Below are 15,611 nucleotides of genomic sequence, written 5' to 3'. Positions count from 1 at the left end.
TGTAGCCGTCCTCCAGCATGCGCTTGACGGTCAGGGTGTTGCCGTCCTTCTGGATGTCGGCGGCATAGGTCACCTGGGGCAGGTGCAGCTTCTCGGCGATCTGGGGGCCGACCTGGGCGGTATCGCCGTCGATGGCCTGACGACCGCACAGAACGATATCGTCGGACTCCACACCGATCTTGTTGATGGCGGCAGCCAGGATCTGGGAAGTAGCATAAGTATCGGAACCGCCGAACTCGCGGGCGGACACCAGGACAGCCTCATCGGCGCCCATGGCCAGCGCCTCACGCAGCATGCCGGCAGCGGGAGCGGGGCCCATGGTGACCACGATGACCTTGCAGCCGGTCTCGTCCTTGATCTTCAGAGCGGCCTCCAGGGCATTCATGTCGTCGGGGTTGGTGATGGTCTGCATGGAAGCGCGGTTCAGGGTACCATCGGGGTTGACAGCCACCTTACCGGAGGTATCGGGGACCTGCTTGATACTGACAATGATTTTCATTTTAACCTTTACCTCCTATATTACTTCACGCCCAGGTGGCTGGAAATGACCATGCGCTGAACCTCGGAAGTACCCTCATAGATCTCAGTGATCTTGGCGTCGCGCATCATGCGCTCCACGGGATACTCACGGGTGTAGCCGTAGCCGCCGAACAGCTGCACGGCGCGGCGGGTCACATCGGAAGCAGCCTCAGCAGCAAAGAGCTTGGCCATGGAAGCATCCATGGAGTAGTTCTCATGCAGCTGCTTCTTGCAGGCAGCGGCGTACACCAGGTACTGAGCAGCCTGCATCCGGGTGTGCATATCAGCCAGCTGGAACTGAGTGTTCTGGAACTGGCTCAGACGCTTGCCGAACTGGACACGCTCCTGGGTGTACTTGACAGCCTCGTTCACAGCGCCCTCGCCCAGGCCCAGGGCCTGCGCAGCGATGCCGATACGGCCGCCGTCCAGGGTCTGCATGGCGATCTTGAAGCCCTTGCCTTCCTTGCCCAGCAGGTTCTCCTTGGGGACGATGCAGTCCTCAAAGATCAGGTCGCAGGTGGAAGAGCCGCGGATACCCATCTTCTTCTCGTGCTTGCCGGTGGAGAAGCCGGGGAAGTTCTTTTCCACGATGAAGGCAGAGATGCCGTGGTTGCCCTTGGTCTTGTCGGTCATGGCAAACACCACGAAAGTATCGGCCACGTTGCCGTTGGTGATGAAGCACTTGGAGCCGTTGAGGACATAGTGGTCGCCCTCCAGGACGGCAGTGGTCTGCTGGCCGGAAGCATCGGTACCGGCGTTGGGCTCGGTCAGGCCGAAAGCACCGATCTTGCGGCCGGAGAGCAGGTCGGGCAGATACTTTCTCTTCTGCTCCTCGGTGCCGTGCTCAAAGATGGGAGCGCAGCAAAGAGAGGTGTGAGCGGACACGATAACGGCAGTGGTGCCGCAGACCTTGGCCAGCTCTTCCACGCACATGGCATAAGACAAAACGTCGCCGCCGGCGCCGCCGTATTCCTTGGGGAAGTAGATGCCCATCATCCCCAGCTTGGCCATCTTTTCGACGGTCTCCATGGGGAAGCGCTCTTCTTCGTCGATCTCCTCAGCCAGAGGCTTGACTTCGTTCTCGGCGAATTCGCGGTACATCTTACGGAGCATCAGCTGCTCATTTGTCAGATGAAAATCCATACCTTATTACTCCTTTACTATCTGGTTCTTACTTGGAATAATCGTAGAAGCCCTTGCCGGACTTGCGGCCCAGCAGACCGCCACGCACCATCTTCTTCAGCAGCAGAGCGGGACGATACTTGGGATCGCCGGTCTCGGTGAAGAGGGTGTTCATGATGGCCAGGCACACGTCCAGGCCGATGAAGTCGCCCAGAGCCAGGGGGCCCATGGGATGGTTGGCACCCAGCTGCATAGCCTTGTCGATATCCTCGACAGAAGCAACGCCGGTCTCCACCAGGCCGATGGCCTCATTGATCATGGGGATCAGGATCTTGTTGACCACGAAGCCGGGAGCCTCCGCAACCTCAACGGGATCCTTGCCGATCTCCTTGGACAGGTTGTACACGAAGTCGAAGGTCTCCTGGGTGGTGTTGGCGCCCCGGATGATCTCCACCAGCTTCATGCTGGGAACGGGATTGAAGAAGTGCATGCCGATGACGGGATGCTTGAGGCCATTGCCCATCTCGGTGATAGACAGAGAAGAGGTGTTGGTGGCGAAGATGGCGCTCTCCTTGCACATGCCGTCCAGCTCACCCAGCAGCTCCTTCTTGGTGGCCATGTCTTCCTTGACGCACTCAATGATGAGGTCGGCGTCAGCGCAGGCGGACTTCTCCTCCACCAGGATGTTGGCCATCAGGGCATCAACAGCCTCCTGGGTCATCTTGCCCTTGGCAACGCGCTTGGCAAGAGAGGCAGCCAGCTTGTCCTTGTGCTTCTGAGCGGAAGCCACGGAACTGGCGTACATCAAAGCGGTGTGGCCCTTGGCGGCAAAGACCTGCGCGATGCCGCTGCCCATGGTACCGGCGCCAAAAATAGCAACTTTCATGATTTTTCCTCCTGTTATTTCAATTGTACACTTTGGTTTGCTTCATTGATCCTTGCGGGGGAAAACAGAGCAAATCTCAAGTTTGCCAATTTACTCACAATGTCTATTATAGGGGTGTGTCATAAATTTATCAAGTAGAAATTGTGCATTTTGCCGCCATTTTTCTCTTTTTTACACTTCACACAAAATACTCGTTAAATTTTATACAATTTTGTTAAGACATTAACGCATCCCCTCCTCACTGTGTCCGGTTTCCCGGCGGGAATGGCATTTACACGAACCATTTCCTGTGGTAAAATGGGAAAGCCGCCACAAGGGATTGTGGAATTTCACGAGAATTGATCCAGGAGGATTTTTTATGCGCATGCGGAAAAAGAAGAACCTGGTGCCGCGGATGGAGCGCTGCAGCGCCTTTCTCATCCGGGACCCTTACGACCGCCGGGGGCACTGGCGCGAGCTGATGCCGCAGGCCCGGGAGCTGCGGCTGGAGCTGGGCTGTGGAAAGGGCCGCTTTACCGCCGGCACCGCCGCTGCCGAGCCGGATGTGCTGTTCATCGCCGTGGAGCGGGTACCGGATGCCATGGTGGTCGCCATGGAGCGGTGCGTAAACGCGGGGCTCACCAACGTGTTCTTCGTGGACGCCAACGCTGACCAGCTTCCCTATTTCTTCGCCCCCGGCGAGGTGGACCGCATCTACATCAACTTCTGCGACCCCTGGCCCAGCAACCGACACGCCAAGCGCCGTCTGACCCACGGCAACTTCCTCAAGCTCTATCGTCAGGTGCTCAAGCCCGGCGGACAGATTCACTTCAAAACGGACAACCAGCCCCTCTTCGAGTTTTCCGTGGAGGAGATCCCCCGCTTTGGCTTCACGCTCTCCGAGGTGACCCGGAATCTTCACGCCAACGGGCCCGTAGGCGTCATGACGGACTACGAAGCCAAGTTCTATGGACTGGGACAGCCCATCAACCGGTGCGTGGCCACCATGGAAGACGGCTGGGTGGAGCCCTTCCCCGTCGAGCCGGAGCGGGCAGCGGACCGCTGGCTGGATGTCTTCGCCGCCGGAGTCTCCGAGAAAGACCTGGGAGAACATGTGCTGGCAGAGGGCAACTACCTCTGGCATATCTTCTCCTGGAACCTGGTGCCTCATCTGAGCGCAGACGAGGCCCGGAAAGCGCTGCAGAAACGCAAGGACGAAGAATGGTATCTCTTTTATAATGAGTATCCGCCGGAAGGCGTGAACCGGACCCGCCGGATCACGCCGGAGGAGATCTCCGCCCTTCCCGTAGAACGGGGTGCCATTCCCGGCAGCGACTGGTACATCGTGGACCGGGATTTTACCTGGACCTATGTCCAGACTCACGAAGAAGACTGCGGTCCCTATTTCTGCGAAGTGCCTCAGGCATAAGAACGTGCATCCCCCAGGCCGGAAGCGGTCTGGGGGATTGCTTTCGTCTCCAGGCAAAACAGGCATTATCCGGAAATACGGCGCAGCCGCAGGCCGATGCCGCATACCGCTGCGCCAATCGGGAATCCTGTGACAAAACCCGCAATAATACCGGGCAGCTCACTGCCGGTATGGCTCAGCGGCAGTGCGATCAGCCAAACCACAGCCGTGACGGCCGCACCAATGACTGTAACGCGCCAGCCGCCTGGTTTTCCGCGCCTGGAAAAGCGGGACATGGCACCTGCGATCCCCATGGGAATCAAAAACGGGAATACGTACACAAAATTCATCAGCTGTTCTTTCATACCGCACTCCTTTCCCCAGAGGCGTCTGAATATATCGGTCCTATCTGATATCATCATATCATACCCTGCTTCCCTGTCAACGAAAAAACGCGCTCCGGACAAAGCCGAAGCGCGTTTTTACACCTATTATATAATAAAGTGCAGATCAGGCCTTCTTGGCGATCTCGGTCAGCTGGGTGAACGCTGCGGGATCGCTGATCGCCATCTCAGAGAGCATCTTGCGGTTGATCTCGATACCGGCAACCTTCAGGCCGTGCATGAAGCTGGAGTAGTTCATGCCGTTCATCTTGCAGGCAGCGGAGATACGGGTGATCCACAGGGACCGGAAGTCACGCTTCTTCAGCCGGCGGCCGGTGTAAGCGTAGCTCAGGGACTTCATGACAGCCTGGTTGGCAACCCGGAAGTGCTTGGACTTGGAACCCCAGTAGCCCTTGGCCATCTTCAAAACTTTATTTCTTCTCTTGCGCGTCATCATCGCGCCCTTAACTCTAGCCATTTCAAAAGCCTCCTATTCTAAAACGTCTCGTATCTTACTTGTAGGGGATCATCTTGCGGACGGCGTCCACATTGGTAGCGTCGGCATAGCCGCCGGCACGCAGACGACGAGTACGCTTGGTGTCCTTCTTGGTGAGGATGTGGCTCTTGAAGGCCTTGGCGCGCTTGACCTTACCGGTCTTGGTGAGGTTGAATCTCTTCTTCGCACCGCTATGGGTTTTCAGCTTAGGCATCGTGATTGCTCCTTCCGTATCGTTGAAAATTCTTTATTTGCCGGTCTTGGGAGACAGGAAGATGGACATCATCCGTCCCTCCAGCTTGGCGGGTTTGTCCAGATTGGCGGTTTCGGCGCACTGTTCGGCAAAGCGATCCAGCAGATCCTTACCGATGTCGGTATGGGCCATCTCGCGGCCGCGGAAGCGGACGGAGACCTTCACGCGGTTGCCGTCGGCAATGAACTTCTGGGCATTTTTCAGCTTGGTGTTGAAATCGCCAACATCAATGCCCGGAGACATGCGGATTTCCTTGATTTCGACCACATGCTGGTTCTTTCTTGCTTCCTTCTCCCGCTTGCTCTGCTCGAACCGGAACTTGCCGTAGTTCATCAGCTTGCAGACGGGGGGAACCGCCTGGGGTGAAATCTTGACCAGATCCAGGCCCTGCTCATCAGCGATCCGCAGCGCCTCCGCCGGCGCCATAATGCCCAGCTGCTCGCCCTGTGCGCCGATCAGCCGGACTTCCTTGTCGTTGATCTCCTCATTCAGTTCATGCACTTGCTTACTAATGGTCGAAGCACCTCCATCCTAAAATCACAAAACGCGGATACCTGATGGCATCCGCGCAACAACAAACCACCTCAAATGGCGGCTTGATTACAACGTTGTTGACCTCTTTGCACAGCTGCTGGAGGTGAGGCGGATGCGCGCCTTCTTTGTTTTGCTGGATTATTGTATCAGCTTCTTGCCAACTTGTCAATTCTTTTTTTATTTTTCTTTTTGTATAGAGATTGATCTTTCTGCCGATACTACCACCGTGCCCCAACAAGGCAGAAGGAGGAATTTGCAATGCAGAATCGCGAAAACAACCAGAACTGCCGTCAGCAGAAGGAGAAGCAGACCAGCGACTCCCGCGAAAACCGCACGCAGAATCAGAAGGAAAACCGCAAGTAACACGGCCCGGCCGAGCAAGGGGAGACGGAAGGCAGATGCCCTCCGTCTCCCCTTTTCCCGTTCCTGCACGCTTGCCCCGACACGGCAGCCGTGATATGATGGTCTGGAAAATTCACACCAGGAGGATTCTATGAAAAAGCAAGAACGGCTCCCCGGATACTGTTTTGCGGCTTTCACCGTGATCGTATGGGGCTCTACCTTCATCTCCAGCAAGGTGCTGCTGGAATTCTACACCCCGGCCCAGATCATGCTCACCCGCTTCGTCCTGGCCTACTGTGCGCTGTGGCTGCTGCGTCCCAGGCGTCTTGCCCTGACGCTGCGCCAGGAGGGCGTGTTCTTTTTGCTGGGGCTTCTGGGCTGCACCGCCTACTTTTATACAGAAAACACCGCCTTATCTTACACACTGGCCTCCAATGTGAGCATCATCGTGGCCGCCGCCCCCATCTTCACCGCCATTCTGGCCCACTTTACCGGCGAGGAACGGTTCCGCGCCTCTACCCTGCTGGGCTTTCTGGTGGCTTTTTCCGGTGTGATTTTGGTGGTGTGCAACGGCACGTTCGTCCTCAAACTCAATCCCAGGGGCGACCTGCTTGCCCTGGCCGCCGCCGTGTGCTGGGCAGTCTACTCGGTGCTGCTGCGGCGGGCCAGCCGTGGTCTGGACTCCATTCTCGTCACCCGGCGCACCATGTTCTGGGGCATCGTGACCGCCGTGCCGCTGGTGGCAGCGGAAGGCGTCCCCTACCCCACAGCGCCGCTGCTGACGGCCTCCGGTATCGCAAACTTCCTCTTTTTGGGTCTGGTGGGCAGCGCCCTCTGCTTTGTGCTCTGGAACAAGGCCTTCCGCCTTTTGGGCGTGGTCACCACCAACACATTCATCTACTTAATGCCTTTCATCACCATTGTGGCCGCCCGGATCTTCCTGGACGAGCCCATCTCCCCCCTGGCCCTGGTGGGCGCGGTGCTGATCACCGCCGGTGTGATTCTCTCCCAGCGTCCATCTCCTGCCGCCCGCAGACAAACTGCCTGAGTCCCAACAAAGAAAGAGCCGCCCTGCCGGGCGGCTCTTTTTCTTTTATCGCCGGATGAACTGGATGTTGCCGTCCACCTTTCCGCCGATTCCATCAATGGAACAGCTGCTGGAGAACTGCCAGTAATCCATCTGATAATAGAACGTGGGATAGAGCTTCTGGGAAGACGCAGATTTGTACTCCGGATACCAGTAAAGGTACGGAGCCAGGGCGCCCTGGTCGTATTTGATATAGCTGACATACTGTCCCGCGTACACCATGGCCTCATAGCCTGCCTCCTCAATTCGCTTGCAGAACGCCACGGCGCAGGCGGTAGCCATCTCCGGCGTGGTGCCGTAGACCCGGTAGGTGGAATCGTGCATCTCCCAGTCGTAGGCCACGGGCCCGTTGATCTCCATGCCGTCCAGCAGGCTGATGACAAAGTCCGCCTCCTCAATGGCCTCCTCCACGGTGATGGCCTGGGCGAAGAAGTAGACACCCGTCTCAAGGCCCGCTGCCATGGCGCCCTCGATGTTCTGACGGTAGAAGGCGTCGGAGAGCAGATTGCCGTTGGAATAGCCCCGCAGGCCTACCCGAACCATGGCAAACTCCACGCCGTCATTCGCCACGGCATTCCAGTCGATGGTCTGGTTCTGGCTGGCCCGGTTTTGATAGGCGGACACGTCGATGCCGAAGCGGGTGCGGAAATCCCGGCCGCTGTATACCAGGCGGTCACCCTCCCAGTAGAAGTCCCCGTCATAGAGGGAAATGGGCTCGGCGTCGGCATACACGGGGTAGGACTTGCCGCTGTACTGAATGTACTCTCCGGTGGTCTTGCCAGGCGTGTACACGTCCTGGGGCCGGATGCCCGGCTTTTCCTCCTCCGGCTTCTCTGCATTCCCCGGCTCCTCTGTGTCCGTGGGACGGTCCGGGTCCTCATCCGGGTCGCTGGCAGAGGTGATGGTAGGCGTCACGGAGCTGAAATTACGGATCGTTCCGTCTATAGTCACGTCCTCCAGCGTCACCGTGTCCTGTACCCCCGGCGCCAGGATCAGGTCCCCGGTAATGTGCATGCCGGAGAGGTACGCGCCTTCGGCGGAGTTGATGAGCACCGTGCCGGGGATGTTGCCCGTGTAGACCTGGGTGTTCTGAATGAGCACCTGCACCATGTTGTTCATGATGTTCACGATCTCCGCCCGGGTAATGGGGTCCGTGGGACGGAAATTACCGTCAGCACAGTCCGTGATGTAGCCCCGGGCCGTCATCTCCGCAACAGGGGATTTTGCATAAGAGGCAATCTGTCCGGCGTCGGCATAGGGCAGCGACGTGGATGTGCCGGTAATGCCGAAGGCCCGAGCGATCATGGTCACCGCCTGCTGGCGGGTAATGGAATTGCCGGGCAGGGCCGCGCCGTCCGTACCCAGGTATACTCCCGCCGCGTGGAGCTTGAGGATGGACGTCTCCCAGTAGGTCCCGGCCGTGTCGGAAAAGGTGGACGCCGGAGAGACGGCGGTGTACTTCAAAAAGCGGTCCAGAATTCCGGCGAAAGCACCCCGGGTGATAGAGTTGTCCGGCCGGAACGTGCCGTCCTCATAACCGGTGATCAGTCCGTATTCCTCACTCCACTTGGTGATGGCCTCCTGAGCCCAGTGACCCTGCGTGTCGGTAAACGCGGCGTTTGCCGGTGTCATAGCAAGGCCCGCCGCCAGCGCCAATGCGGTGAGCGATGCGAAAAAACGTCTTTTGTACATGGCTGCTCCTCTCTGCTGTTTTGTCTCGACAAGGTTCGACGGGGCAATCCCGAAAAAAGTTCCCGCCAGCGTCTCCCGCCGGCGGGAACCAGTGGTTTTCGGTTTACATAGTACCATACAGGCGTTAACCATGTCAACGCTCCGGCCGCAGAAAAACACCCCCGTGCCGTCAGCACGGGGGTGTTTATTTCACTTATTCCACGGTAACGCTCTTGGCCAGGTTCCGGGGCTTATCAATGTCACAGCCTCTCTGCAATGCCACGTAGTAGGCAAACAGCTGCAGCGGCACCACGCCCAAAGAGGGCTGCAGGATGGGATGGGTCTTGGGTACGGTCAAAACAGCATCCGCCGTCTTGCCCATCTTCTCCCGGAAATCCTCAGTAGTCAGCGCCATGACCTCTGCTCCCCGGGCCTTTACCTCCACCACGTTGCTGATGAACTTGTCGAACAGCGGCGCGTAGGTTCCCAGAGCCACCACCAGTGTGCCCGGCTCGATCAAAGAGATGGTGCCGTGCTTGAGCTCGCCGGATGCGTAGGCTTCCGAGTGGATGTAGCTGATCTCCTTGAGCTTGAGGGACCCCTCCAGACCCATGGCATAATCCAGATTGCGTCCGATGAAGAACATGGAGGCGTGATTGAAGTAGCGGGAAGCAAAGTACTGCACATCCTCCACATTGGAAAGCCAGGATTGCATCTGCTCCGGAAGACGCTCCACGCCCTCCACAATGGCGTTGTACTCCTCCGCCGGCACAGTCCCCAGCAGGTCGCCCAGATACAGTCCGATCAGATCCATCAGCACCAGCTGGGTGGAGTAGGCCTTGGTGGTGGCCACGGCAATCTCGGGACCGGCCCAGGTGTAGAGCACATGGTCGGCCTCCCGGGCAATGGAGCTGCCCACCACGTTCACAATGGCCAGCGTCCGGCCTCCCCGGCGCTTTGCCTCCCGCATGGCGGCCATGGTATCCAGCGTCTCGCCGGACTGGCTGATAACCACCACCAGCGTGTGGTCATCCACCAGCGGATCACTATACCGGAATTCGGAGGCCAGGCAAACCTCCACCGGACGGCGCAGCAGCCGCTCCCAGTTGTACTTGCTCACCACGCCCACATGGTAGGAAGAGCCGCAGGCAATAATGAAAATCCGGGAGAGGCTCCGAACCTCCTCCGCGGTCATATGGAAGTCGTCCAGCACCACGCGGCCGTCCCGCACCCGGGGAGAGACGGTCTTGCGGATGGCCTCGGGCTGTTCCATGATCTCCTTGAACATGAAATGGGGATAGCCCCCCTTTTCCGCCGCGGACACATCCCAGCCCACCAGGTGGTGTTCCTTTGCCACCGGCACCAGCTCATCGTCAAAAACATCGATGCTGTCCGCCGTCAGCACAGCAATCTCCCCGTCGTCCATGTAGACCACATCCCGGGTGTGCTTGATGATGGCCGTGACATCAGAGGCCAGATAGTTGCCGTTTTCACCGTAGCCCAGGATCAGCGGACTGTCCTTCCGGGCGGCGATCAGGGCATTGGGATAGTCGGCGCAGATGATGCCCAGGGCGTAGGAGCCCTCGATCCGCCGCAGACACCGGCCCACGGCCTCCAGCATATTGTGGCACTCATTATAGTGGTATTCCAGCAGCTGGGCCACCACCTCGGAGTCCGTGTCGGAGGTGAATTTCACCCCCAGCTTCTGCAGGTGCTCCTTGATCTCCAGATAGTTTTCAATAATGCCGTTGTGTACCAGTGCAATGGACCCGTTCTCACTGACATGGGGGTGGGCGTTGATGTCGTTGGGCTCACCGTGGGTTGCCCAGCGGGTATGTCCGATGCCCAGGCACCCCTCCAGGTCGGCGCCGCCGTGAATCATGTCACTGAGCACCTGGAGCCGTCCCTTGCTCTTTTTCACCTGGAGCCCGCGGGTCTCAGAACGCACCGCCACACCGGCAGAGTCATAGCCCCGGTACTCCATCCGCGCAAGTCCGTCCAGCAGGATGGGCGCCGCGTTCTCTGTGCCAACATATCCGATAATTCCGCACATAATGATAAAATCCTCCTGATAAAATCGATTACCAAAAGGACAAATGCGCAGTCATTTGTCGCTTTTCCCGCGGTCACAGCCTTTTTGTTCTGCGGTTACCCGCATATTTGTTTGCTGTGTGCGCAGCCGCGGCCACGAAGGGGCACCCGCCGAATGTTCGATACTCCCCTCTCCTCGTTATCCTGCGGACCGTGCCGCAGGCACATGGCGCTGTGATGGGTCCTGCCCATAAGCCTCCTTTCACCTCTGCGATTTAACTGGTAGCAGTATATGCGAAAATTTCAAAAAGCGCAAGTGTGAATAACCACCATTTTTCCGGGCACACTCCCTGCCAGGAGGGAAACGCCTATGATTACAGCCTTTGCGCGCACGGTGATCCTTTATTTTCTCATCGTGGTGGGACTGCGGCTGATGGGAAAGCGGCAGATTGGACAGCTGGAGCCGGGAGAACTGGTGCTGACCATGATGATCTCAGATCTGGCCACGGTGCCCATGCAGGATTTCGGTATTCCGCTGCTCACCGGCGTGATCCCCATTTTGACGCTGCTGAGCCTCTCTCTGCTCATCAGCCAGCTCTCGCTGCACCACCTGCGCTTCCGGGCGCTGGTATGCGGTACACCCGCCATCCTCATTCGGGACGGTCAGATGCAGCAGCAGGCCATGAAGAAAAACCGCTATACGCTGGATGAGCTGCTGGAGCAGCTGCGGGGTCAGGGCATCGCCAGCGTATCCGATGTGAAGTACGCCATTCTGGAAAATTCCGGCCAGCTCTCCGTCCTGCCCTACGAGACAAAACAGCCCCCCACCGCCCAGCAGCTGGGCGTGGCCATTCAGGATCCGGTAACACTGCCGGTGGTCATCGTCAACGACGGGCGGCTGCTGTCCCGAAATCTGGCTGCCAGCGGTCATGACGATGCCTGGCTGGCCCGGGAACTGAAAAAACGCCGCCTCACCTCCCACCGTCAGGTATTTTTGCTGACGGTAGACGGGCAAGGCAGCGTGCTGTGCATCAAAAAGGAGGGCACATGAAACACTCCTATCTTCTTCCGCTGTCTGTACTGGCAGTGCTGCTGGCTTTTTGCATATGGAACGCCCGCTCCATGACCGGCCGCACCCAACGATGGGATGAGCAGCTGCGGCAGGTGGAGCTTCTGGCACTGGCAGAACAGTGGCAGGAAGCCGGCAGCGCATTGGGGCGCAGTTATGACGACTGGCAGGATTCCCAGAACTACCTGCATATTGTCTCCCGCCACGAAGCGGTGGACGACGCGGAGGCCATGTACCGCCGGGCGGCAGTCAGCACTAAAGCAGGGGACCTTGCCCAGCTGCAAAGCGAGCTGGCCGATCTGCGCCACCAGCTGCGGCTGCTGGCAGAAATGGAGCGGTGCAATCTGCGGAACATTCTCTGAACGTCACTTCTCCGACAGCAGCTTGTTCAGCTCGGCCATGAACGTGTCGATATCCTTGAACTGGCGGTACACGGAGGCAAAGCGCACATAGGCCACCTGGTCCACAGCGCGCAGCCGGTCCATGACCTTTTCGCCGATGGCCTCGGTGCTGATCTCCCGCTCCATGGAGTTCTGGAGGTCCTGCTCGATCTCCTCGGCGATCTTCTCCAGTTCCGCCAGGGGAACCGGACGCTTCTCGCAGGCCCGGATCATACCGCCGAGCACCTTGCTGCGGTCAAAGCTCTGACGGCTACCGTCCTTTTTCACCACCACCATAGGCAGGCTCTCCACCGTCTCATAGGTGGTGAACCGCTTGCCGCAGGATAAACACTCTCTCCGGCGGCGGATGCTGGCCCCCTCGTCTGCGGGGCGGGAGTCGATGACCTTGCTCTCGTTATAGCCACAATACGGACACTTCATGGTGAACCTCCTGAAACGATTCAGAATGGCCGGCGCTCCGGCAGTACGACTTGTGGCCATTATACCATGACACCGCAAAATATGGTATCGGTTTTTTTAAATTTTCCCGCTTTACGGAAGTACCGGCCGCTCTCCCTCTCCAAAGCGGAACACCGCCCGGCGCCTCCCTTCCACCGTCTGTACCGACGCAAGGCAGAAAAGGGAAATCAACGGAAAGGGCTCCCCCGGCTCCCAGGGGATCGCCACATAGCGGAACGGTCCCTCTGACCGTGTCAGAACCCCCATGCGCCCCCGCAGTCCCCGCCGGAGCCATCCGGTGGAAAACAGCTGCTCCGGCGCCGCGGCGTTCTCCCAAACCTGCGGCGTCCGCTGGTCCGCCGGCCGCAGCTCTCCCCGTTCCATTGTCCCCAGCCCGGACGCCTCCCGGGCAGAGATCCGGCGGCAGATGGACGCACCGCCGTCCCCCGGCTCCAGCACCCCCAGCCGCAGCTGTCCCTTCTCTCCAACGGCCCAGGCACACCAGAGGCCCTGGTCCGGCAGACGTCCCGCCGCCCGGAAGCGGACATACAGTCCGGAAGTCTCCGTGGTCATCTCCCCAACCGGCACCCCCTGATACATCAGCGGATATTGCTCCATCCCGCCGCCCCTCCTTTCCCATAAAAAAACAGCCTGTGCCATGGATATGCACAGGCTGTTTTCTCTATGCCGTTTTCAGGTGACGGTGTATCCGCCCCGCACCAGCAGCTTCACAGTACCGGAGCCGGCTTTGACGCCGCGGCCCTCGATGGTCATCATGTAGAGATGGTTGGTCACCAGGGCACCGCCGTTGTTCAGCGTGGTGGCAGCGGACTCGTCAATGAGGCCGGGACTGGAGGGAGAGACGCAGGTGGCCGAGCCCACCCGCAGCATGACCTCACAGCCGATGTCGCCGGTGAGCGTCTGTCCGGAAGAGAGCGTCACCACCGAGAACGTGGCCGAGCTGGAGGCACCGGAGGAGCCGCCCAGGCCCAGCTGGCTGTTGCGCTGGCTGATTTTCTGATCCACTTTGGCCATGAGGCTGTCCAAAAACGTGCCGTTGAGGTAGCTGAGGGTCACCAGCGGATCTCCGGAAGAGCCGGCCTCCGCCGCCAGAGACACCGTCATGGTCATCAGGCTGCAAACCAGCATCAGCAATACCGCCCGCAGCAGCCACCGGTTCTTTTTTCGTTGCATGTATGTACCTCCAAACTCTTTTGTGCTGGGATCCCCTGAAAAGGGAGCTGTCCCTTTCCAGGGGCCCGTTTCATACCATCTGGTCGTGTGGCAGACCAAAGCTCACCGCGATGGCCAGGTCCACCTTTTCCATCACGCCCTCTTCCACATGGCCCATCCGCTCCCGCAGCCGCTTTTTGTCCAGCGTCCGCACCTGCTCCAAAAGGACGATGGAGTCCCGGCTCAGGCCGCTGCTCTGGGCCACGGGGAGGTCAATATGGGTAGGCAGCCGCGCTTTCCCTGTCTGGGACGTAATGGCAGCCGCGATCACGGTAGGGCTGTAACGGTTCCCGGTGTCGTTCTGGATAATCAGCACAGGACGCACGCCGCCCTGTTCGCTGCCCACCACCGGGGAGAGATCGGCATAGTAGATATCGCCGCGTTTGATACTTGTATCCACAAAGTTCACACTCCGCCGAAAGAAGTACCCGCCACCGAAAGCTGTTCGGTGAGGCCACTTTCATTCTCCCACACGGATGCGGAATTTATACCCGGCCGGAGCCGCAAAAAATTCCGCGCTCTCCGCCCCGTGACAGTCTATGTCCCGGCGTGCTGCGAAGTGTCTGTCCTCTCACAAAAGCCGCAGGCTCCGCTCCACCACGGCGCCCCCCTCCAGGTACAGCCGCGGCACCCGCTTGCTCACCGCGCAGGTCAGCTCGTGGGGAATGGTCCCAAGGATGGCGGCAAGGTCGTCCACACGCTGGCGGGCGCCGAAGATCTCTACGGTATCTCCCACATGTACGTCGGGCAGCTCCGTCAGGTCCACCATGCACATATCCATGCAGATCCGGCCCCGGATGGGGGCAGGTCCCTGCTTCGTCAGTACGCACACCCGGTTGGAGCAGCCCCGGAAAAAGCCGTCTGCGTATCCGATGGGCAGCACGCCCATCCGAGTGCGCTCCGTGGTGCGGAACGTACGGCCGTAGCTGACAGAGGTTCCGGGATCATAGACCTTGATGGTAGAGACACAGGTCTTGAGGGACATAACCGGCCGCAGATTCAGCCGCTGTGCGTCCGCCCCAGCGCCGTAGAGGGCGATGCCGGGCCGCACCATGTCCAGATACATCTCAGGATAACGGGCAAGAGCTCCGCTGTTGGCGCAGTGGCGGATGGCAAATGTCCTCCCCCGCCGGGCCAGTGCATCGATAACAGCGGTGAACAGGGAAAACTGCTCCCGGGTGTAGGCCTCATCCTCAGCGCCGTCCTCATCTGCGACGGCAAAGTGGGTGAAGATGCCCTCCGCATCCAGCCCCGGCAGGGCGCAGGCCGACGCAATGGCTGCAACGCCCCCTTCAAAGTGACCGTCCCGCACCAGAAAGCCCAGACGGGACATCCCCGTATCCACCTTGATATGGACACGCAGCGTACCGCCGCAGGCAACGGCTGCAGCGCTGTACTCCTCCGCCTTGGCCAGGGCGGACACCGCCTGGGTAATGTTGTAGCGAATCAGTTCCGGCACCATGTCCGGAGGCGTGTGGCCCAGAATGAGCACGGGCATGGTGATGCCCCCGTGCCGCAGCTCCCGGGCCTCGTCCAGACTGGAGACCGCCAGGTAATCAGCCCCCAGAGACTCCAGCTTACGCCCGATCTGCACGGCGCCGTGGCCGTAGGCATCCGCCTTCACCACGCCCAGATACCGCACGCCGGGTCCTGTCAGAGCCCGGGCGCGGCGGTAATTATGTTCCAGCGCATCCAGGTCGATCTCCGCCCAGGTACGCCGCAAAACTGCGTCTTCCATATGTTTGTCACCTTTCTGCCA

Annotated in this window: 18 protein-coding genes; 4 read left to right on the top strand and 14 right to left on the bottom strand. The window is 59.3% G+C overall.

The annotated features are described in order from the left end of the window. The 3 genes from QZS13_RS03810 to QZS13_RS03800 all read right to left on the bottom strand — a co-directional run. Positions 1 to 499 (bottom strand): electron transfer flavoprotein subunit beta/FixA family protein (locus QZS13_RS03810; RefSeq protein WP_295585684.1); only part of this gene is annotated, 499 nt, incomplete at its 3' end. A 20-nt stretch (positions 500 to 519) separates the two neighbouring features. Further along, positions 520 to 1,662, bottom strand: a complete 1,143-nt coding sequence (locus QZS13_RS03805) for an acyl-CoA dehydrogenase (protein ID WP_295585678.1) — start codon at positions 1,660 to 1,662, stop codon at positions 520 to 522. A gap of 28 nt (positions 1,663 to 1,690) precedes the next feature. Beyond that, complete coding sequence (locus QZS13_RS03800) at positions 1,691 to 2,530, bottom strand: 3-hydroxyacyl-CoA dehydrogenase NAD-binding domain-containing protein (RefSeq protein WP_366557936.1); 840 nt, start codon at positions 2,528 to 2,530, stop codon at positions 1,691 to 1,693. Between the two features lie 355 nt (positions 2,531 to 2,885). Here QZS13_RS03800 and trmB point away from each other — a divergent pair, with 355 nt between their 5' ends. Further along, positions 2,886 to 3,935, top strand: coding sequence for a tRNA (guanosine(46)-N7)-methyltransferase TrmB (gene trmB, locus QZS13_RS03795; protein WP_295585674.1), 1,050 nt, complete (start codon positions 2,886 to 2,888; stop codon positions 3,933 to 3,935). A 65-nt stretch (positions 3,936 to 4,000) separates the two neighbouring features. On the opposite strand, the gene QZS13_RS03790 is transcribed toward trmB, so the two are convergent. The 4 genes from QZS13_RS03790 to infC form a co-directional block, all read right to left on the bottom strand. Continuing rightward, complete coding sequence (locus QZS13_RS03790; protein ID WP_295585670.1) at positions 4,001 to 4,279, bottom strand: hypothetical protein; 279 nt, start codon at positions 4,277 to 4,279, stop codon at positions 4,001 to 4,003. A gap of 145 nt (positions 4,280 to 4,424) precedes the next feature. Further along, complete coding sequence (gene rplT, locus QZS13_RS03785; protein ID WP_295585668.1) at positions 4,425 to 4,775, bottom strand: 50S ribosomal protein L20; 351 nt, start codon at positions 4,773 to 4,775, stop codon at positions 4,425 to 4,427. Positions 4,776 to 4,809: 34 nt separating this feature from the next. Next, positions 4,810 to 5,007, bottom strand: coding sequence for a 50S ribosomal protein L35 (gene rpmI / locus QZS13_RS03780; RefSeq protein WP_016323576.1), 198 nt, complete (start codon positions 5,005 to 5,007; stop codon positions 4,810 to 4,812). Between the two features lie 33 nt (positions 5,008 to 5,040). After that, on the bottom strand, positions 5,041 to 5,547 hold the full coding sequence (gene infC, locus QZS13_RS03775) for a translation initiation factor IF-3 (RefSeq protein WP_295585663.1): 507 nt from the start codon (positions 5,545 to 5,547) through the stop codon (positions 5,041 to 5,043). A gap of 526 nt (positions 5,548 to 6,073) precedes the next feature. Between infC and QZS13_RS03770 the strand changes: the two genes are divergently transcribed. Next, positions 6,074 to 6,970: a DMT family transporter gene (locus tag QZS13_RS03770; protein WP_295585661.1), complete on the top strand. Its 897-nt coding sequence runs from the start codon at positions 6,074 to 6,076 to the stop codon at positions 6,968 to 6,970. Between the two features lie 45 nt (positions 6,971 to 7,015). On the opposite strand, the gene QZS13_RS03765 is transcribed toward QZS13_RS03770, so the two are convergent. Both QZS13_RS03765 and glmS read right to left on the bottom strand, forming a co-directional pair. Next, the gene (locus tag QZS13_RS03765) at positions 7,016 to 8,701 is read right to left on the bottom strand and encodes an S-layer homology domain-containing protein (RefSeq protein WP_295585656.1); all 1,686 of its coding nucleotides are present in this window, start codon (positions 8,699 to 8,701) and stop codon (positions 7,016 to 7,018) included. 193 nt (positions 8,702 to 8,894) lie between these two features. Next, complete coding sequence (gene glmS / locus QZS13_RS03760) at positions 8,895 to 10,733, bottom strand: glutamine--fructose-6-phosphate transaminase (isomerizing) (protein WP_295585652.1); 1,839 nt, start codon at positions 10,731 to 10,733, stop codon at positions 8,895 to 8,897. Between the two features lie 348 nt (positions 10,734 to 11,081). On the opposite strand from glmS, the gene QZS13_RS03755 reads away from it, so the two are divergent. Together QZS13_RS03755 and QZS13_RS03750 are read left to right on the top strand one after the other, a co-directional pair. After that, positions 11,082 to 11,762, top strand: coding sequence for a DUF421 domain-containing protein (locus tag QZS13_RS03755; protein ID WP_295585649.1), 681 nt, complete (start codon positions 11,082 to 11,084; stop codon positions 11,760 to 11,762). Beyond that, a complete protein-coding gene (locus QZS13_RS03750) occupies positions 11,759 to 12,142 on the top strand; it encodes a DUF4363 family protein (RefSeq protein WP_295585647.1) in 384 nt (127 codons plus the stop codon). The genes QZS13_RS03755 and QZS13_RS03750 overlap by 4 nt, the downstream gene beginning before the upstream one ends. A 3-nt stretch (positions 12,143 to 12,145) precedes the next feature. On the opposite strand, the gene nrdR is transcribed toward QZS13_RS03750, so the two are convergent. The 5 genes from nrdR to alr all read right to left on the bottom strand — a co-directional run bounded on the left by nrdR (position 12,146) and on the right by alr (position 15,590). Further along, positions 12,146 to 12,601, bottom strand: a complete 456-nt coding sequence (gene nrdR, locus QZS13_RS03745; protein WP_295585645.1) for a transcriptional regulator NrdR — start codon at positions 12,599 to 12,601, stop codon at positions 12,146 to 12,148. 111 nt (positions 12,602 to 12,712) lie between these two features. Next, positions 12,713 to 13,237: a hypothetical protein gene (locus QZS13_RS03740; RefSeq protein WP_295585643.1), complete on the bottom strand. Its 525-nt coding sequence runs from the start codon at positions 13,235 to 13,237 to the stop codon at positions 12,713 to 12,715. 75 nt (positions 13,238 to 13,312) lie between these two features. Continuing rightward, on the bottom strand, positions 13,313 to 13,813 hold the full coding sequence (locus tag QZS13_RS03735; protein ID WP_295585640.1) for a hypothetical protein: 501 nt from the start codon (positions 13,811 to 13,813) through the stop codon (positions 13,313 to 13,315). Positions 13,814 to 13,883: 70 nt separating this feature from the next. Continuing rightward, complete coding sequence (locus tag QZS13_RS03730; protein ID WP_295585636.1) at positions 13,884 to 14,252, bottom strand: type II toxin-antitoxin system PemK/MazF family toxin; 369 nt, start codon at positions 14,250 to 14,252, stop codon at positions 13,884 to 13,886. A gap of 171 nt (positions 14,253 to 14,423) precedes the next feature. Beyond that, a complete protein-coding gene (gene alr, locus QZS13_RS03725) occupies positions 14,424 to 15,590 on the bottom strand; it encodes an alanine racemase (RefSeq protein ID WP_295585634.1) in 1,167 nt (388 codons plus the stop codon). Between the last annotated feature and the right edge of the window lie 21 nt (positions 15,591 to 15,611).

The sequence above is a fragment of the uncultured Oscillibacter sp. genome, assembly GCF_900546705.1.
In the GTDB taxonomy this organism is placed as follows: Bacteria; Bacillota; Clostridia; order Oscillospirales; family Oscillospiraceae; genus Oscillibacter.
The sequence above is the reverse complement of the archived record's forward strand: the minus strand, read 5'-3'. Positions and strand labels throughout refer to the sequence as shown.